Below are 17,693 nucleotides of genomic sequence, written 5' to 3'. Positions count from 1 at the left end.
TTCAGGGGTTTCAGTGACTTCAGCGAGGACTGCGCCCGGTATCGATGGTCAGCGCAGGAGGTCGGCAGGGACGGTGCCCGTCGAGGTGAGCGGCAGGCCGAGCGCGACCCGTTCGGTCAGCCAGGCGCTCGGCCGGTAACGCTGGTCGCCGGTGCTCGCGACCAGGCCGCGCAGGACCCGCAGTACGAGGTCCGCACCCGCTTCGTCACCCCAGGTCAGCGGGCCGCGTGGGTAGCCGAGGCCGAGCCGGACGGCGGTGTCGATGTCCTCCGGCGTGGCGAGCCACTGTCCGGCGATGAAGCAGGCGGTGTTGACGATCGACGCCAGCAGCCGCTGCGCGATCGGCGCGGGGCCGTCGCGGACCACGGTCACCGGCAGCCCGGTCGCGGCGAGCGCGCCCCAGGCGGTGCGGCCGGCGGCCGGATCGAGCGCGGGATGGACCGAAAGCGTCAGCCGTTTCCCGTAGCCGCCGAGGGGGTCGACGCCGACGACCCGTTCCGCCGGGAGACCCGCGGCCACTGCCGTGTCTACAGTGGACGCCCCGATCGGGCTGACGATCAGGACCGTGTCCGGGTAGGCGGAGTGCACGACCTGGATCCCCGCCGCCGAGAGCAGTGTGCCGAGCCGTTCGTCGTCGACCCACACCGGAGTGGTGGGGGCTTCCGGTGCGGCCGCCTCCGGCTCGACCTGCTGGTGCCCGTCGACATGGCGGTAGAAGCCCTCGCCGGTCTTGCGTCCGAACAGCCCGGCGGCGACGCGGGGACGCGTCAGCCACGACGGCCGCAACCGCGGTTCACCGTGGAAGCCGCTCCAGATGCTTTCGAGCACGGCGTGCGAGACGTCGAGACCGGTGAGGTCCAGCAGTTCGAACGGGCCGAGTTTCAGACCGAGCACGTCACGCGCGACGCGGTCCACCTCCGCCGGGGTCGCGATCCCTTCGGCGAGGATCTGCAGCGCCTCGGTGCCCAGCCCGCGGCCGGCGTGGTTGACCAGGAAGCCCGGTGCGTCGCGGGCGAGGACGGGTTCGTGCCCCCAGCCGCGGACGAGTTCGGTCACGGCGGGCGGCAGCCATGCGGCGGTCCGCGCGCCGGGCACGACCTCGACCAGTCGCATCAGCGGGACCGGATTGAAGAAGTGCAGGCCGAGCAAGCGGCCCGGCTCGGTCAGCGCGGCACCGATCTCGGTGACCGAAAGCGAACTGGTGTTGGTGGCGAACACGGTGTCCGGGCCGCAGACCCGTTCCAGTTCGGCGAACAGCGCGCGTTTGCTCTCCAAGTCCTCGCGGACCGCTTCGATGACGAGGTCGACGCCGTCGGCGGGGGCGAGCGGGTCTTCGGCGGCGATCAGCCTGCCTCTCGCGGCCGTGGCGGCTTCTTCGGTGATCTTGCCCTTCGAGGCGAGCTTGCCGAGCATCGCGCCGACGTGGTCGACGGCTTCGCCGACGGCGTCGGGCCGGGCGTCGGCGAGCTCGACCTCGAGCCCCGCCGTCACGGCGAGCTGGACGATGCCCCGGCCCATCACCCCGGTTCCGATGACCCGGATCCTGCCGACCTGCTCCGCCCACTTCTCCACCGCGAGCCGCCTTTCCTTGAGTCGTCTCCGGCGTGACGCTAGCCGCCACGCCGGTATCTCGCCCGGAAGGGTGATCCGTGCCCCGCTCGGCGTAAGGCCACCGAGCCGGCGCGGTCTCCTCCGCGAAAACCGAGTGTTCCGCGCCCCGCTCCGAAGGGAAACCTCCCATGACCACCATCCCCGCCGCCACAGTCGTCCGGACCACGCCGTTGCTCCTCGTCGCCGTTCTCTTCGGCGCCGTCGCCGCGCTCCTGGCGAGCCAGGCGTGGTGGCCGCTCACCGCGGTGGCCGTCGTGGTCGCCGCCGCCGTCCTCGCGGCCGGGGTGTGGCTGACCGGCCGGAAGAACAGCCGGGAGCTCGAAGTGCGTTTTCCCGCGGAGAGCTGATTCGGCACCGCTCTAAGATCGCCGTGTGACGGCGAAACGCTTGACGCGGGAAGAAAGCCGCGAGCAGACCAGGCAGCGCCTGCTCGCGGCGGCCGCCGAGCTGTTCTCCGAACGAGGGGTCAACGGCACGTCCGTCGAGCAGATCGCCGAACGGGCCGGATTCACCCGAGGGGCCTTCTACGGCAACTTCGACGGCAAGCACGAGCTGGTCGTCGAACTGCTGCGCCGCCGGACCCAACGCGAGGCCGAAGAGGTCTCCGCGTTGCGCGAGGGCGTCGGCTCCTTCGCGGAGTTGATGGACCGGCTGCGCGCGTGGAACGTCGAACGCGCCGAACACCTCGCCGGCTGGCTCACCCTGCGCACCGAGCTGGCCCTTTACGCGTTGCGGAATCCCGAGGCACGCCCGCTCGTCGGCGAAGGCGAGAAGTCGACAAGGGCACTGCTGGAGACCTCGATCCGCACCGAACTCGCCGCGCGGGGCGCGGAACCGCCCGCGGACCCGGCGTTCCTCGCGTTGATCCTGCACGCGCTCGAGGACGGTCTCCTGCTGCAGCGTTTCCTCAGCCCCGAGGGGACCGGCGACGAGGACGTGGTGGACGCCGTCCAGCTGCTGATGCGGTCTTGGACCGCGCTCAGCCGGTCATCTTGATCCCGGTGAACTCGGCCATCTGACGGACCCCGTGCGTGAAGAAGGCGTCCGACGGGTCGACGGAGCCGACGTACTGGCCGAACAGCTCGAAGTTGAGCATCCCGAACAGCTGGGTCCAGGCCATGATCAGCCGGGAGGCCGTCTCGGGCGCGAGGTTGATCTTGAGGATTTCCGTGACGGCGTCGAGCTGGCGCAGTAGCTCGACGGGCATCTCGCCGACCTCGGTTTCCACCCGGAGGTTCGCGTCGCGCAGGACCGCGACCAGTGCGAACGCCACCCGGCCCGCGGGTGCGACGGTGTCCTGCGGGGCCTGGTAGCCGGGGATCGGCGAGCCGTAGATCAGCGCGTATTCGTGCGGGTGCGCCTTCGCCCAGGCGCGGACCGCGTGCCAGATCGACTCCCACCGTGCCGGCGAGGACTTTGCAGGGTCGTCGGCCGCCTCCGCGGCTTCGCCGACGGCGTTGTAGGCGTCGACGATCAGCGCGGTCAGCAGCTGTTCCCGACTGGGGAAGTACCGGTAGAGCGCCGACGAGACCATGCCCAGCTCCCGCGCGACCGCACGAAGCGAGAGGCCGAGCGCGCCGACTTCGGCGAGCTGGCGACGGGCTTCGTCCTTGATCTCGCGGGTGAGCTCGGCTCGGGCACGTTCGCGCGCGGTCTGGGTGGCGGCCATGCGCTCACTGTAGAGCATTGCACTTAAACAAGAGCACTGCTCTTGACGTGGCGCGGCGCTCTGGTGTTCACTGCTCTTAACGGAGAGCACTGCTCTCGAAGACTTCGAGGAGCCGAGATGACCGCCACTTCCGCCCCCGCCGGTATCCCTACCGTCGGGATCCCCACCGACGACACCTCTGCCGTCCCCGACACCAAGGCTGTCGCTAATACCAGTGCCGCGGTCACCCGCTACGTCAAGCCGGCCAAGGCGACCAACGCGTTCAACGAGTTCGTGCTCAAGCTGACGAAGCTGGGCGTCTCCGTTCTGGGCAGCCAGGTGCTCTCGGTCCGCGGCCGGAAGAGCGGCGAACCGCGCTCGGTCCCGGTCAACCTGCTGAAGCTGGACGGCGAGCGTTACCTGGTCGCTCCTCGGGGTGTCACGCAGTGGGTGCGTAACCTGCGCGTCTCGGGCGAAGGACAGCTCAGCGTCGGGCGCCGGACCGAGACGTTCACTTGCACCGAACTCGCCGACGACGAGAAGCCGGAGATCCTGCGCGCGTACCTCAAGCGCTGGAAGTTCGAGGTCGGTGTGTTCTTCGACGGCGTCGACGCGAAGGCCTCCGACGAAAAGCTGTTGGAGATCGCGCCCGGCTACCCGATCTTCAAGATCGCCTGAGGCCGCGTGATCCGGCCCCCTTCACGCGTGGCTGCATGGCCGACGCGCGTGACTGCATGGACGGCACGCGTGGCTGCATGGACGACACGCGTGCCGCCGGGATCTCACGGTCGTGTCGGCCGTCTGGACACGCTTGTCGTCCCTCCCCGCACGCGTGTCGTCCATCGGACAGCGGATGGCGAAAGCGCTGGTCGAAAGGCGCGGTCTAATCCTCAGCGGGGGCCCGACGCGATCGGCGGACGGTGGCCGCCACCAGCACCACCCCGATCAGGAACGCGACGAGCCCGATCAGGAACCACAGCTTCTGCCCGGTCATGAAGCTGCCGGTCAGCACGCCGATGCCCTGGAGCACCCAGACGCCACCGACCAGCAGCAGGACCAGTCCGATCGTGAGCGTGACCCAGCGTTTCATCCATCGCTCCCCGCCTCGACATGCCTTGCCGAGATTCTGGCACCGGGAGCCCCCTGGGGCGAACCGATCACCGTCTGCCGACCAGACCGTTCCGGAACGCGTAGACGACGGCGTGCACCCGGTCGCGCAACCCGAGTTTGGCGAGGATGCGGGAAACGTGTGTCTTCACCGTCTCTTCGCCCACGTGCAGATGCGCGGCGATTTCCGCGTTGCTGGAGGCGTCGGCGACGAGCATGAGGACTTCCCGTTCGCGTGAGGTGAGCCGTTCCAGTTCCGCCGGTTCGGCGGCCGCGGGGGCGATGCTGGTGGCGAAGGTCGAGACGAGCCGCCGGGTCACCGTCGGGTCGATCAGCGCGTCTCCGCGCGCGGCGACGCGCATGGCCGAGACGAGTTCCTCGGGTGCGAGACTTTTCAACAGGAACCCGCTCGCGCCGGCGTGCAGCGCGCGATACACGTACTCGTCGGAGTCGTACGTCGTCAGCACGAGGACACGGGTGTCGTTACCCGGCGCGGACATGATCGCCTCGGTCGCGGCCAGGCCGTCCAATTTGGGCATCCGGACGTCGAGCACGGCGACGTCCGGGCGCAGCTTGGCGGCCTGCGTGACGGCTTCGCGTCCGTCCGCCGCCTCGCCGACGCATTCGAAATCCGCCTGGGTGTCCAGCACCGCGCGCATGCCGGACCGGAACATCGCGTGGTCGTCCGCCAGCAGAACCCGGATCACCGTGCCTCCAAAGGAAAACCGACTCGAACCCGCCAGTGCCGCCCGTCGTCGAGCGGCCCGCATTCCGCCTGCCCGCCGAACAACGCGACCCGTTGCCTGATCCCGGCGAGGCCGCGTTTCGTCGACTCGGCCGACAGATTCGGGCGGCCCACCTCGTTCGTGATCGCCAGGACGACCTCCGTCTGCCGGTAGGCGAGGTCGATCTCGACGATCCCGCCACGACCGTGCCGCAACGCGTTCGTCAGCGCCTCCTGCGCGATGCGGTACAACGCGATGTCCACCGAGCCCGGCAGTTCCCGCGGGCCGCCGTGACTGGTCAGCCGCGCGGGCAGCCCGGCGGTGCGGAGGTTGTCCAGCAGCTCGTCGAGGTTGTCCAACCCCGGCTGGCGTTGCGCGTCGCCGTTCTCCTTGCCGTGCAAGAGATCCAGCAGACGCCGCAGATCGGCCATCGCGGCCCGGCTCGACGATTCGACGGCCGAGAGCGAACGCCGCACGGCGGGTTCCCCCTTCGGGAGCCCGAGTCGTGCGGCCCCGGCGTGCACGCCGATCGCGCTGACGTGGTGGGAGATCACGTCGTGCAGGTCACGGGCGATCGTCGTGCGTTCTTCGACGACGGCGCGGCGGACGGCCTCGGCTTCGTGCTGCCGCCGTTGTTCCTCCGCGCGCTGAAGATCGGCGATGTACGCGCGCCGCGCGGTCGTGTAGCGGCCGACCATCCACGGCAGCAGCCCGCTCACGCCGACGTCGATGAGCAGCAGCCGCCAGTCCCGGTCGCCCCGGTCCACCGGGATGAGGTTGCAGGCGACGAGACCGGCGAGCATCGCGGCGAGTGCGGCCAGCGCGGGTTTCGTCGCGAGCCAGGCGCCCGCTCGGTAGCCCGCGATCAGCACGCCCGCGTTCGTGGCCTGCAGGTAGTGGTCGTACGGGAACAGCAGGAGCGGCGCGGCGGTGAGCAGCACGGCGTGTGCGGCGGAAACCCAGCCGGAGTACCGCGAAGGCCCGGCGAGCGCGGCGTTGGCGAGGATTCCGCCCAGTAACACCACCCACGCCTGCCAGCCGAGCGAGAGCGGCGGTCCGCCGATGAGGTACAGCCCCGCGTCGGCGACCAGGCAGACGGCCGCGACCGCGCACGCCTGTCTCGCCAGCGAACCACTGATGTCCCGCACACGCTCAACTCTGCCCTATTTCGCTCGACAAAGTTCTTAAGCTCGGAAGCCATGGGGACCACGAAGACTCCCGTGCTCTGGACGACCGGAGCACCGGGAGCCGGTAAATCCACCACCGCTTGGGGTTTGTACACGCGCATCGCGGAAACGGGCGGCAAGGTGGCATACGTCGACATCGACCAACTCGGACTGATCGGCCCGCCTCCGGGCGGTGGCGAAGCCGCACACGCGATCAAGGCGGCCAATCTGCTGCGGGTGCTGGAGATCCTGCGTTCCCGGGGGGCCGGGCAGCTCGTCGTGTCCGGCGTGGTGGACCCCGAAAACGGGGTCGAGCGGCAGTTCGAAGGCCGCGACTTCGACCTCACGCTCATCCGGCTGACGTGCGATCGCGACGAACTCCGGAGCAGGTTCCTCGGCCGGGGTTCACCCGCCGCGGCCCTGCCCGACCTCTTCGCGGTGGCGGACGCCTACGACCGCACCGGTTTCGGCGAGGCGATGGACACGACCGGGCAACGGCACGAGGAGACCGTGGAAGCGCTGTTCCCGCGTTGTGTCGTGGGTGACGAACCGGTCCGGGCGCCGGGTGTCGTCGAGCCGCTGCCCGGTCCGGTGACCGTGGTGACCGGACCGACGGCGGTCGGCAAATCGACAGCCGCCTTCAGCGCGTTGCGCACCCTCTGGGCGCGCGAGATGCCCGTCGCCTACGTGGATCTCGCCCAACTCGGGTTCGTGCACCCCGGCCCGGATCCGGCGCTGGAGGCGGCGAACCTCGCGGCCGTCTGGCGCGGCTACCGCGAAGCCGGAGCGAAACGGCTGATCGTCGTCGCGAGGGAGTTCCGCCCGGAGCACCGGCGGGTCTTCGAGGAGGTCGCCGTCGTCCACCTCGACGCGGACGCCCCGACGCTCACCGAACGCGTCGGGCGCCGCGCCGAAGGCGAATCCGCGCTGCTGGCGGGCGACGAACTACGCGGCGTGCCACCCGCCGTGCGGGACCGGGTGGCCGCCCGCGCGGTCACCGAGGCGGCCCGGATGCGGCAGGCCCGCACCGGCCGCGTCGTCCTGGACACCTCCGGGCAGGAACCCGCCGAGACGGCCGCCGCGCTGCTCGCCGTCATGGCTCAGTAGCGCTGCGGGCCACCCCGGCCCTGTCGGCCCTGACCGGGTGGCCCGCCGCGCCGATTCCGCCCCGGTTCGCCGATGACCGTCGCCGTCGCGGTGCCGCCGGTGACCTTGGCGTTCACCGTCACCGTCTGGCCGGCCCGGGGATCACCGGTCTTCTTCGTCGACGCGTCGATCGCGTAAACCTGCTTGTAGCCGTCCTTGCCGGTCAGGCTGACGGACGTCGCGCTGATCGCGGTGATCGCGCCGGTCCGCGTCCGTTCGGTGCGGTAGCCGCCGTTGCCGCCGGAGACGACGAAGTCGCCGTGCGGCGTGTCGCGGGGCATGCCCTCGCCAGGGCCGGCGATCACCCGGGGCCGCCCGTCATCCCGCTCCGGTCGGCGCCGTTCGCGACGGTTCCGGCCGCGGCCCCGCCGCCGGCGGCGATCACCGCCGCCACCACGGCCGCGATCGCGGTCTCGCGGCCCGACCAGGTCTTCTTCGGTTCACCTGCCGGGGGCAGGCGCACCCCAGGTGGCGGTCTCGGCCGCGGGAGTCCGGCGGGGTGGGTCGGTTCGGTCGTCCGGTCGCCTCCGGGTGGTCGGTCGCGGCCACGGCCGGCGCCGTCGCTGTGCGGAAGCTGTGCCGTCGGTGGGCCCGCGCTGTGTTCGCTCCCTGGGTGATCGTTCACAGGAAACACACAGGCGGGACACAGAGAAGCCTCATCGGGGCCGCCCAGGATGGCAGCATGACCGGTGTGAACGTCCCTTCGTCCGGCTCCGGCAAGGCCGCTCTGCGCCGTGCCGACGGCAGCCCCGTGCGGGTGCTGGTCGTGGACGACGAGGCGACCCTGTCCGAGCTCGTGTCGATGGCGCTGCGCATGGAGGGCTGGGACGTGCGCACCGCCGCCGACGGCGTCGAGGCGGTCCGCGTCGCCAGGGAGTTCCGGCCGGACGCGGTGGTGCTGGACGTCATGCTGCCGGATATGAGCGGCCTGGACGTGTTGCGGCGCCTGCGTTCCGAGGTGCCGGACCTGCCGGTGCTGTTCCTGACCGCGAAGGACGCGGTGGAGGACCGGATCGCCGGGCTCACCGCGGGCGGCGACGACTACGTCACCAAACCGTTCAGCCTGGAGGAGGTCGCGTTGCGGCTGCGCGCGCTGCTCCGGCGCGCGGGCGGGATGGCCGGGCCGAGCGGTTCGACGCTCGTCGTCGGAGACCTGACCCTGGACGAGGACAGCCGCGAAGTGCGCCGCGGCGGCGATCTGGTGCCGTTGACCGCGACCGAGTTCGAACTGCTGCGTTACCTCATGCGAAACCCCAAGCGGGTGTTGTCGAAGACGCAGATCCTCGACCGGGTGTGGAGCTACGACTTCGGTGGCCAGGCCAACATCGTCGAGCTGTACATCTCCTACCTCCGCAAGAAGATCGACGCCGACCGGGAACCGATGATCCACACGATGCGCGGCGCCGGGTATGTGCTCAAACCGGCGGGGTAGACGGCCGTGGTCCCTGCGACGGCGGTTGATCGCGCAGGTCGCGGGATTGCTGGCGCTGGTCTGCCTGGCGGTCGGCGTGGTGACCGAACTGGCGTTGCGTGATTTCCTGTTCGACCAGCTCGACGCCCGGCTCGCCGAGACGAGTGAACGCGCCGGCCGTCCGCCGCCACCGGGCCGTCCCGGCGGGGAACGGGTCCCCGAGGGCCTGCGCGCGTACGGGCAGAGCACCGGTTCGCTGTTCGTGACCATCCTCCCGGACGGGAGTGTGATCGCGGCGGTGCTGCGGTCCAGCTACGACGCGAAGATCGCCGATCCGTTCCCGCACGACCCGATCGGCCCGGCCCCGCTGTCCGCCCTGCTGCGGTCGGCGCCGACCGACAAGCCCGCCGACGTGGACCTCGGGGCGCTCGGGGAGTACCGCGTGGTGGCCGAACCGGTGGCCAACGGCAGCGTCGCGATCACCGGACTGCCCACGAAGGACGTCACGGACACGTTGTGGAACCTCGGTTTCATCTTCGGCGGGGTGGCCGCCGGCGGCATCCTGCTGGCGGGCGCGCTCGGTGCGGTGACCGTGCGGCGCACCATGAAACCCCTCGACCGCCTGGCCGCCACCGCGACCAGGGTCGCCGAACTCCCGTTGGACCGCGGCGAGGTCGCGCTGTTCGAGCGGGTGTCCGAAGTGGACACCGATCCGCGCACCGAGGTCGGCAAGGTCGGTTTCGCGCTCAACCGCATGCTCGGCCACATCGCGAGCGCGTTGTCCGCCCGCCAGGCCAGTGAGAGCCGGGTGCGCCGGTTCGTCGCGGACGCCAGCCACGAACTGCGGACCCCGCTCGCGGCCATCCGCGGTTACGCCGAACTCACCCGGCGGTCCGGCTCCGCGGTACCGCCGGACATCGCGTTCGCGATGAGCAGGGTCGAGTCGGAATCGACGCGGATGACCGGCCTGGTCGAGGATCTGCTGCTGCTCGCGCGGCTCGACTCCGGCCGTCCGGTGGTGCGCCGGCCGGTCGATCTGTCCCGGCTGGTCGCGGACGCCGTCGCCGACGCGCACGTCGCCGGGCCGGCGCACAAGTGGCTGCTGGAGGTGCCACCGGAGCCGATCACCGTCCTCGGCGACGCGGATCAGCTGCACCAGGTGGTGATCAACCTGCTGGGCAACGCGCGCACGCACACCCCGGCGGGTACCGAGGTCGCCACTTCCTTGTCCATAGTGGACACAACGGTGACACTGTCCATCGTCGATGGTGGGCCGGGTATTTCGCCGAAGATCCTCCCTGACGTCTTCGAACGCTTCGCCCGCGGCGACGACTCGCGGTCGCGGGCGGCGGGCAGCACCGGCCTCGGCCTGGCCATCGTCGCGGCCGTCGTCGCCGCGCACGGCGGGCAGGTCGGGGTCGCCAGCCGTCCGGGGCGGACGGAGTTCCGGGTCGTGCTCAGGGCGTCCAGTCACTGTTAGCGCCGCACAGGATGACGCAGGGCAGCTCGCCCTCGGTCCGCCCGGCCAGCCACGCGGCGAACGGGACCGCCGCGGCCGGTTCGACGGCGAGGCGGAACTCCTCCCAGAGCCGGTCCCGCGCGGCGAGCAGTTCCGCGTCGCTGACCAGCACGGACGTCACCCGATCCCGGAGCACGGCGAACGGGACGCTCCCGATCCTGGTCGCGCCCAGCGCCGACGCCGCCACCGAGTCGATCTCCACGTCCACCGGCTCGCCCGCCGCCAACGCCGCGTCGAGCGCGCGGCATCGCTCCGGCTCGACGGCGTACGTCGGCAACCCGGCCAGCGACGTACCCGCGGCGAGCCCGCCACCGCCGACCGCGACCGAGAACGCGTCGACGTCCGGCGCGTCCTGGACCACTTCGGCCGCCACGGTGCCCTGACCGGCGACGACGATGGGGTCGTCGTAGGCGTGCAGGTACCGGGTGCCCGGCTCAGACGCGGCCTCGAGCGCCTTCGCGGCCGCCTCGGCGTACGTCGCTCCGTGGCGGATGAGCTTGGCACCCGCCGCTTCGATCCGGGCCGTCTTCGCCCGCGGAGCCGACTCCGGCACGTACACCGTCGCGGGCAGGTTCAGCAGCGAAGCCGCCATCGCCAAGCCCAGCCCGTGGTTGCCGCCGGACGCCGTCAGCACGCGCTCTGGCGCCGGTCCGCTCAGCAGCGCGTTCACCGCGCCCCGCAGTTTGAACGACCCGCTCCGCTGCAGCTGCTCCAGCTTGAGCACCAGCGGCCGCCCGTCGACCTCGGCGCGCAGCAGCGGCGTGTGTCGCACGAACGGGCGGACGGCTTCGGCGGCCTTGAGGACGTCTTCCCAGGTCGGAGTGTTCATACCCCCCACTGTCCCCCATGCCGGGACGGGAGTGACTACACTGGTCCCCGGACCCCGCGCGGCGTCCATCTTGTGAACCTCCCCAGGGCCGGAAGGCAGCAAGGATAAGCAAGCTCTGACGGGTGCGCGGGGTCCCCTTCGATTTCCGGGGTCAGAAGATCCCGAAGACGTCTTTCGGCGGCACCGGTGACGGCAGGGCTTCCGCGTCGGTGACGGGTTTCGCCTTGCCTCGCAGGTCGCGGAGGTCTTCGCCGGCGACGCAGCGAGCCGGGTAGGCGGACGACGCGGCCCGCCGGGTCATCCCGGTCACCGGCAGTTCGACGCGGGAAGCGGCGACCACGATGTTCCCGAACCGGCGGCCCCGCAGGACACCCGGTTCCGCGAGCAGCGCGAGGTGCGGGAACGACGTCGCCAGTGTCGCCAGGAACCGGCGGAGGAACGGCAGGTTCGGGCCGTCGGAGATGTTGGCGAGGTAGGTTCCGGCCGGCCGGAGGACGCGCGCGACCTCGTTCGTGAACTCGACGGTCGCGAGCCCGCCTGCCAGGACTCCGCGTTCGAAAGCGTCCACGATGACCAGGTCGGCCGAAGCGTCGTACCTGCCGGAGACGCCTTCGCGGCCGTCGCCGACACGGACCTTCAGTCCCTTCAGGCCCAGCTGCTCGCGGACGAGCGCGACGAGCTCGCCGTCGGCGTCGAAGACCAGTTGCCGCGAGCGCGGCCGCGCCGCGGCGATGTAGCGGGGGAGCGTGCAGGCCGCCCCGCCGACGTGCAGCACGTCGAGCGGCCCGTCGCCGAGGCAGTCGACGACGTCGGCGATACGGCGGATGTAGTCGAACTCGAGATCCGTGGGGTCGTCGAGGTCGACGTGCGACTGGGCGACGCCGTCCACCGAGATCATCCAGGCGTTCGGGCGGTCGGCGTCCCGGAGCAGCTCGGCCGTGCCGAAGCGGACCGGATACTTGCCTGGGGTCGGTGCCGGTCTCACCGTCGGACCTTCCCGGTATCCATCCCTGCCCCCCGCCGCCGCCCTCAAAGGAGACGCTACGTGCCACTGTTAGATTCAACGCGTGGCATTAGCGCTGTACCGAAAGTACCGTCCGGCTACCTTCGCCGAGGTCGTCGGGCAGGAGCATGTGACCGATCCGCTGCGTACGGCGCTGGCCGCCGGGCGCATCAACCACGCCTACCTCTTCTCCGGCCCGCGCGGCTGCGGCAAGACGTCGAGCGCCCGCATCATGGCGCGGTCACTGAACTGCGCGAAGGGCCCGACGCCGGATCCGTGCGGTGAGTGCAACTCGTGCCGCAACCTCGCGCCCGAAGGTCCCGGCAGCGTCGACGTCACCGAACTCGACGCCGCCAGCCACGGTGGCGTCGACGACGCCCGCGAGCTGCGGGACAGGGCCTTCTACGCCCCGGCGGACTCGCGCTACCGCGTCTTCATCATCGACGAGGCCCACATGGTCACCACGCAGGGCTTCAACGCCCTGCTGAAGATCGTGGAGGAGCCGCCGGAGCACCTGATCTTCATCTTCGCGACCACCGAACCGGACAAGGTGCTGCCCACCATCCGGTCGCGGACGCACCACTACCCCTTCCGGCTGATCCCGCCCAGCTCCATGCGTGATCTGCTGGAACGCAACGTCGCCGCCGAGGGCGCGAAGGTCGAGCCCGCGGTGTATCCGCTGGTCATCCGCGCGGGCGGGGGTTCGGCGCGGGACACGCAATCCGTGCTGGACCAGTTGCTGGCGGGGGCCGGGCCGGACGGCGTCGACTACTCGCGCGCGGTGTCGCTGCTGGGTGTCACCGACGTCGCGCTCATCGACGGCATGGTCGACGCGCTGGCCGCGGACGACGCGGCGGCCGTCTTCGGTACCGTCGAGAGCCTCGCCGAGGCCGGGCACGACCCGCGCCGGTTCGCCACCGACCTGCTCGACCGCCTGCGCGATCTGGTGATGCTGCGTTCGGTGCCGGACGCGGGTGAGCGCGGGCTGGTCGCCGCGCCGGACGACGAACTCAAGAAGATGAAGGAGCAGGCGGGCAAACTGGAGCCGGCCACGCTCTCGCGTTACGCCGACATCGTCCACAATGGACTCTTGGAGATGCGGGGCGCGACCTCGCCGCGGCTGGTGCTGGAACTGCTGACGGCGCGGATGCTGCTGCCTTCGGTCGCCGAGGGCACCGACGCGTTGCTCGCCCGGCTGGAACGACTGGAGCGCCGTGCCGCTTCGGCTCCGGCGCCCGTCGCCGGTGGTCCGGCTCCGGCCGCGCAAGGCGCACAAGCCGTTCAGGCGGCCCCGGTGGCGCAGTCCGCGCCCGCCCCGGCCGCCTTTTCGGGTGAGCCCGTCCGCGAGTTCCAACGGCCGTCGCAACGGACCGCCGCGCCCGCGCGACAGGCCGCCGCGCCGTCACCGCAGGCCGCACCCCCGCAGGCGGCACCGGCTCCCCAAGCCGCTCCCCAGCCCGTCGCGCGGCCTGAGCCGGTCGCCGAACGGCCCGTTCCGCAACGTCCGGCCGCACCCACCCCGCCTCCGGCCGCACCCACCCCGCCTCCGGCCGCGCCGGAGCCCGCCGCGGCTCCGGGTGGGGCGACGGACGCGGACGGGATCCGCGCCCGCTGGCCGCACGTGCTCGCCGCGATCCGCCAGATCCCCGGCGCTACCGTCACGGGGGCGATGCTCACGCAGGCGAGCGTGGTGAGTGTCGAGGGCACCGACGTCACGCTCACCCACAACACCAAACCGGTGGTGCTGAGGCTTTCCGAGCCGCAGCACGCGGAGCGCATCGCGGCCGCGTTCAAGGAGGTCTTCGGCGGCGACTGGCAGATCCGGTGCGTCCACGGTGCCGCGCAGCCCCGGCAGGCCGCCGCGCCCAAGGCCGCGCCACCGCCGTCCGCGCCCGAGCGGTCCTTCACCCGCCGGTCCGCCGAAGCCCCCGGTGCTGCTCCGGCGCCTCCCGCGCCTCCCGCGCCGAAGCCGGAGCCCCAGCGGCCGAAGGTGGCGACCACCGAGCCCGACATCCCGCTCCCGCCCGAGCCGGCCGAAGAGGACGAAGACCTCTACAACGAGGACGCGAGCCCCGCGCCGCCGCCTCCGCCGCTCCCGCCCGAGAAGGATCCGGAAGAGATCGCCCGGAAACTGCTCGCCGACCACCTCAACGCCCGCCCGCTCGACGAACGCAAGTAGTCCCCTGGATGCGGTCTTTGCCCGCGCAAGGACCGCATCCGGAGGACGAAACGCGGGCGGTCCTCATCCCGCTAGGTAGTCCTCGATGGCCTTCGCGATGACGGCGGCGTACTGCTGACGTCCTTCTTCGCTCGCCATCGCCGCCGCCTCGGCGGCGTTGCGCATGTTCCCGCATTCGACGAGCGCGGCAGGGCGGGTCGAAAGGTTGAGACCACCGAGGTCGGCACGCGGGGCGAGCCCGTTCGAACCGAGGTACGTCGACGTCGGGAAGCCGCCCGCGCGGATCCCGTCCCGCAACGCCGTCGCGAGTTTCACCGAGGGCTCGCCCTGCTGAGCGTTCAGGGGCGGGGCGGAATAGGCGATGTGAAAGCCGTGCGCTCCGGCGGAATTCGAGCCGTCCGCGTGGATCGACACGACGGCGTCCGCTTCGGCGTCGTTCCCGATCGCGGCGCGTTCGTTGACGCACGGCCCGACGCCGGTGTCGTTCTGCCGGGTGAGGATGACGCGGATTCCCTTGGCCGCCAAGGCCTGCGAGATCCGCTGCGACACGTCCCAAGTGAACGCGTGCTCGGGATAGCCGGAATTCGTCGAGGTTCCGGTGGTGTTGCACGGTTTCGTCTTGCCGCGCCCCGCCGGGACCTGCTTGGCGATCTGCCCGGGCTCGCCGGCGTTCCCGCCGTTGTGGCCGGGATCGAGCACGACGACCTTGCCCGTCTTCGGCCGCTGTGTGCTCGGAGGCGGCTGAGACGCGCTCGACGGCGGCGTGCTCGACGCGGAACTCGGCTGCGGCAGTGTGGTGAAGACCGTGGTGGTCCCCGGAGCGGGCGGACTCGGCGGCGACGACGCGGGGGTCTCCACGCCGCACGCCGTGAACAGCGTCAAGCCGATCGCCACCACAAAGCCCATCCGTCGTCGCACGGCGCCCACGGTGCCACACGGGTGACGGCTAGGCTGGGAGGCGGCACGGGATATCCCAGGAGAGGACCGATCGGATCATGGTGCAACCCGGTGGCGGCTTCGACCTGTCGCAGATCATGCAGCAGGCCCAGCAGATGCAGCAGAAGCTGGTCGAGGCCCAGGAAGAGCTGGCCAACACGGAGGTGACCGGCACTTCCGGCGGCGGCCTGGTCACCGCGACCGTGTCCGGCGACAGCCAGCTCAAAGCGCTGGCCATCGACCCCAAGGTGGTCGATCCCGACGACGTCGAGACCCTGTCCGACCTGGTCGTCGCGGCTGTGCGGGACGCCTCCGCCAACGCGCAGAAGCTCACCGAACAGAAACTCGGCCCGCTCGCCGGCGGCCTCGGCGGCGGGATGCCGGACCTCGGCGGCTTCCCCGGGCTCGGCGGCTAGCTTGTACGAGGGTGTCGTCCAGGATCTGATCGACGAGCTCGGGCGGCTGCCCGGCGTCGGTCCCAAGAGCGCGCAGCGGATCGCCTTCCACCTGCTGGCGGCCGATCCCGCGGATATCGCGCGCTTGCAGGAAGTGCTCGGCAAGGTCAAGGAAGGCGTGCAGTTCTGCGAGGTCTGCGGCAACGTCTCGGAGCAGGAGACCTGCCGGATCTGCCGCGACACCCGCCGCGACCTCACGGTCATCTGCGTGGTCGAGGAGCCGAAGGACGTCCTCGCCGTCGAACGGACGCGCGAGTTCAAGGGCCGTTACCACGTGCTCGGCGGCGCGCTGGACCCGTTGTCCGGCATCGGTCCGGAGCAACTGCGCATGCGTGAGCTGCTCGCGCGGATCGGCGGCGCGGAGATCAGCGAGATCATCATCGCGACCGACCCGAACACCGAAGGCGAGGCGACCGCCACGTACCTCGTGCGGATGCTTCGCGACTTCCCCGGCCTGAGCGTGACGCGGCTGGCGTCGGGGCTGCCGATGGGCGGTGACCTGGAGTTCGCGGACGAGCTGACGCTGGGCCGGGCGCTTTCGGGCAGGCGGGCGCTCTAGCTACCCGCACGCTTGACGGACCCGCGAGGAGCCCCTGCGGCCCCTGAAGCCGCCCACGAAACGCTATGAAAGGTCCTTTACTTGCAAAATTCGCAAGTAAAGGACCTTTCATAGCGCGTGGAGGGGCCCTTACGCGCATCAGGTGCGAGAGACCGCCCCGGTGTCATGAAAAGGTCGTTCAAGACGTTCCCTGTCCTGAACGACCTTTTCAGGTCAGTCCGTGAAGCCGCGCGAAGCCTCAGCAGTAGCCCAGGCGAGCCAGCGTGTCGACGATGATCTCCGACGGGTGGAACTTGTCGACCCAGGACTCACCGCGGCGGTTCTGGTAGGTGTCGAGGAAGTTCTGCAGCTTGTCCCCGCGCATCTCGGTCAGCACGACGGTCTCGCCGAGGTGCTGCGGCGTCTCGGTGCGCTCGCGGTGCACGGCGCACGGCAGGCCGAGGTAGTAGCACTCGGCCGACAGGCCGCCCGAGTCGGTGACGACGTATTCGGCGCGCGCGACCAGCGGCAGGAACTTCAGGTACCGCATCTTCGGCTGGATGATGAAGTTCTTCTCGTCGAAGAGGTTCGCCAGGCCGAGCGAGCGGATCTTCTCGCGCTCGGGCGCGCCCGCCATGTAGAGGATCGGCATCTGCTTGCTCTGCTCGCGCAGGATCTCCAGCGCCTCGCGGTACTTCTCCGCGCGCGAGACCAGTTCGAAGCGGTGCAGGGTGGCGAGGCCGAACTTCTCCGGCAGGCCCTCGACGTCGAGCGGCCCGTTGATGGCCATCCGCATCGCGTCGATCGCGGTGTTCGCCTCGGTGTCGACGACGACGCCGCGCGCGTTGCGGAGGTTGTTCACTTCACGCGCGCTCGGCGCGAAGTGCATGTCGACGATCTTCGCGGCGATCTTCCGGTTCAGCTCCTCCGGCAGCGGCGACATGATGCTGCCCGATCGCGCGCCCGCCTCGACGTGCCCGACCCGCGACTTGAGGATCCGCTTCCCGATGAGCGAGCCGTACGGCGTGGTGAACGTGTCGCCGTGCACCAGCACCAGCGGCGGACGGCCGTCCTCGACCAGCGCGGCCTTCAGTTCGGCGCGGCGGCTCCACGCGGTGCGCAGCACCTGCGCGGCCCAGCCCGGCACCTGCGCGGGCGACTCCAGGTTGTGCGCCCTCTCCTTCGGCACCAGCCAGACGTCGGGCTCGGGGAGGTTCAGATCGGCGAGAACGTCCGAGACCTCGTCGACGTGCTGGGCGGTGAACCAGATCTTCGGCCGGACCCCGCGTTCGAGGATGCCGTGGTAGACCGGCGCGATTTTGATCAGTTCCGCCGTGGTGCCGAGAATGAAGGAAATCACCGGAAGAGCCATTCTGTCGGGGTCTGCGGTGCCCGAAGGATACTGGTGCGCCGCGCAAGG

The 17,693-nt window shown here is 70.8% G+C and carries 18 protein-coding genes, 1 other RNA gene and 1 pseudogene; 10 read left to right on the top strand and 10 right to left on the bottom strand.

What is annotated here, in order from left to right; translation table 11 throughout:
- Positions 1-48: 48 nt before the first annotated feature.
- On the bottom strand, positions 49-1,572 hold the full coding sequence (locus P3102_RS35705; RefSeq protein WP_276365065.1) for a 3-hydroxyacyl-CoA dehydrogenase: 1,524 nt from the start codon (positions 1,570-1,572) through the stop codon (positions 49-51).
- A 167-nt stretch (positions 1,573-1,739) separates the two neighbouring features.
- On the opposite strand from P3102_RS35705, the gene P3102_RS35700 reads away from it, so the two are divergent.
- Together P3102_RS35700 and P3102_RS35695 are read left to right on the top strand one after the other, a co-directional pair.
- Entirely contained in the window at positions 1,740-1,958 is a 219-nt protein-coding gene (locus P3102_RS35700) for a hypothetical protein (RefSeq protein WP_276365064.1), read from the top strand.
- A 25-nt stretch (positions 1,959-1,983) separates the two neighbouring features.
- Positions 1,984-2,607, top strand: a complete 624-nt coding sequence (locus P3102_RS35695) for a TetR/AcrR family transcriptional regulator (RefSeq protein WP_276365063.1) — start codon at positions 1,984-1,986, stop codon at positions 2,605-2,607.
- On the opposite strand, the gene P3102_RS35690 is transcribed toward P3102_RS35695, so the two are convergent.
- Positions 2,591-3,280 carry a TetR/AcrR family transcriptional regulator gene (locus P3102_RS35690; protein WP_276365062.1) on the bottom strand — a complete coding sequence of 230 codons (690 nt, stop codon included), beginning with the start codon at positions 3,278-3,280 and terminating at the stop codon, positions 2,591-2,593. The genes P3102_RS35695 and P3102_RS35690 overlap by 17 nt on opposite strands.
- A gap of 117 nt (positions 3,281-3,397) precedes the next feature.
- Here P3102_RS35690 and P3102_RS35685 point away from each other — a divergent pair, with 117 nt between their 5' ends.
- Positions 3,398-3,937 (top strand): nitroreductase family deazaflavin-dependent oxidoreductase, encoded by a 540-nt coding sequence (locus P3102_RS35685; RefSeq protein ID WP_276365061.1) that lies wholly within the window; start codon positions 3,398-3,400, stop codon positions 3,935-3,937.
- A 205-nt stretch (positions 3,938-4,142) separates the two neighbouring features.
- Here P3102_RS35685 and P3102_RS35680 read toward each other — a convergent pair whose 3' ends face one another.
- From P3102_RS35680 to P3102_RS35670, 3 genes are all read right to left on the bottom strand, one after another.
- Positions 4,143-4,349, bottom strand: a complete 207-nt coding sequence (locus P3102_RS35680) for a hypothetical protein (protein ID WP_276365060.1) — start codon at positions 4,347-4,349, stop codon at positions 4,143-4,145.
- A gap of 67 nt (positions 4,350-4,416) precedes the next feature.
- Positions 4,417-5,073, bottom strand: a complete 657-nt coding sequence (locus tag P3102_RS35675) for a response regulator transcription factor (RefSeq protein ID WP_276365059.1) — start codon at positions 5,071-5,073, stop codon at positions 4,417-4,419.
- Positions 5,070-6,239 carry a histidine kinase gene (locus P3102_RS35670; protein ID WP_276365058.1) on the bottom strand — a complete coding sequence of 390 codons (1,170 nt, stop codon included), beginning with the start codon at positions 6,237-6,239 and terminating at the stop codon, positions 5,070-5,072. The genes P3102_RS35675 and P3102_RS35670 overlap by 4 nt, the downstream gene beginning before the upstream one ends.
- 51 nt (positions 6,240-6,290) lie before the next feature.
- Between P3102_RS35670 and P3102_RS35665 the strand changes: the two genes are divergently transcribed.
- Positions 6,291-7,364: a hypothetical protein gene (locus P3102_RS35665; protein WP_276365057.1), complete on the top strand. Its 1,074-nt coding sequence runs from the start codon at positions 6,291-6,293 to the stop codon at positions 7,362-7,364.
- Here the strand turns inward: P3102_RS35665 and P3102_RS35660 are convergent.
- A pseudogene (locus P3102_RS35660) lies at positions 7,358-7,842 on the bottom strand (hypothetical protein); the annotation flags it as partial. The gene P3102_RS35665 and the pseudogene P3102_RS35660 overlap by 7 nt on opposite strands.
- Before the next feature lie 243 nt (positions 7,843-8,085).
- On the opposite strand from P3102_RS35660, the gene P3102_RS35655 reads away from it, so the two are divergent.
- Both P3102_RS35655 and P3102_RS35650 read left to right on the top strand, forming a co-directional pair.
- Positions 8,086-8,835 (top strand): response regulator transcription factor, encoded by a 750-nt coding sequence (locus P3102_RS35655; protein ID WP_276365056.1) that lies wholly within the window; start codon positions 8,086-8,088, stop codon positions 8,833-8,835.
- Complete coding sequence (locus P3102_RS35650; protein ID WP_276365055.1) at positions 8,813-10,294, top strand: ATP-binding protein; 1,482 nt, start codon at positions 8,813-8,815, stop codon at positions 10,292-10,294. The genes P3102_RS35655 and P3102_RS35650 overlap by 23 nt, the downstream gene beginning before the upstream one ends.
- On the opposite strand, the gene P3102_RS35645 is transcribed toward P3102_RS35650, so the two are convergent.
- On the bottom strand, positions 10,272-11,162 hold the full coding sequence (locus P3102_RS35645) for a serine/threonine dehydratase (RefSeq protein ID WP_276365054.1): 891 nt from the start codon (positions 11,160-11,162) through the stop codon (positions 10,272-10,274). The two genes, P3102_RS35650 and P3102_RS35645, sit on opposite strands and share 23 nt — an antisense overlap.
- Positions 11,163-11,208: 46 nt before the next feature.
- Between P3102_RS35645 and ffs the strand changes: the two genes are divergently transcribed.
- Positions 11,209-11,303, top strand: an RNA gene (gene ffs, locus P3102_RS35640) — signal recognition particle sRNA small type.
- Between the two features lie 10 nt (positions 11,304-11,313).
- Here ffs and P3102_RS35635 read toward each other — a convergent pair.
- Positions 11,314-12,147, bottom strand: coding sequence for a fused MFS/spermidine synthase (locus tag P3102_RS35635; protein WP_276365053.1), 834 nt, complete (start codon positions 12,145-12,147; stop codon positions 11,314-11,316).
- A gap of 82 nt (positions 12,148-12,229) precedes the next feature.
- Between P3102_RS35635 and P3102_RS35630 the strand changes: the two genes are divergently transcribed.
- Complete coding sequence (locus P3102_RS35630; protein ID WP_276365052.1) at positions 12,230-14,344, top strand: DNA polymerase III subunit gamma and tau; 2,115 nt, start codon at positions 12,230-12,232, stop codon at positions 14,342-14,344.
- A gap of 63 nt (positions 14,345-14,407) precedes the next feature.
- On the opposite strand, the gene P3102_RS35625 is transcribed toward P3102_RS35630, so the two are convergent.
- Complete coding sequence (locus P3102_RS35625) at positions 14,408-15,250, bottom strand: N-acetylmuramoyl-L-alanine amidase (RefSeq protein ID WP_276371492.1); 843 nt, start codon at positions 15,248-15,250, stop codon at positions 14,408-14,410.
- An 89-nt stretch (positions 15,251-15,339) separates the two neighbouring features.
- Here P3102_RS35625 and P3102_RS35620 point away from each other — a divergent pair, with 89 nt between their 5' ends.
- Both P3102_RS35620 and recR read left to right on the top strand, forming a co-directional pair.
- The gene (locus P3102_RS35620) at positions 15,340-15,696 is read left to right on the top strand and encodes a YbaB/EbfC family nucleoid-associated protein (protein ID WP_125784956.1); all 357 of its coding nucleotides are present in this window, start codon (positions 15,340-15,342) and stop codon (positions 15,694-15,696) included.
- A 1-nt stretch (position 15,697) separates the two neighbouring features.
- Positions 15,698-16,294 carry a recombination mediator RecR gene (recR, locus tag P3102_RS35615; protein WP_076156102.1) on the top strand — a complete coding sequence of 199 codons (597 nt, stop codon included), beginning with the start codon at positions 15,698-15,700 and terminating at the stop codon, positions 16,292-16,294.
- A gap of 238 nt (positions 16,295-16,532) precedes the next feature.
- On the opposite strand, the gene P3102_RS35610 is transcribed toward recR, so the two are convergent.
- The gene (locus P3102_RS35610) at positions 16,533-17,645 is read right to left on the bottom strand and encodes a UDP-N-acetylglucosamine 2-epimerase (protein ID WP_276365051.1); all 1,113 of its coding nucleotides are present in this window, start codon (positions 17,643-17,645) and stop codon (positions 16,533-16,535) included.
- Between the last annotated feature and the right edge of the window lie 48 nt (positions 17,646-17,693).

Source organism: Amycolatopsis sp. QT-25, from assembly GCF_029369745.1.
Classification (GTDB): domain Bacteria; phylum Actinomycetota; class Actinomycetes; order Mycobacteriales; family Pseudonocardiaceae; genus Amycolatopsis.
Note: the sequence above shows the minus strand (reverse complement) of the source record. Positions and strands in the feature narration are given on the sequence as shown.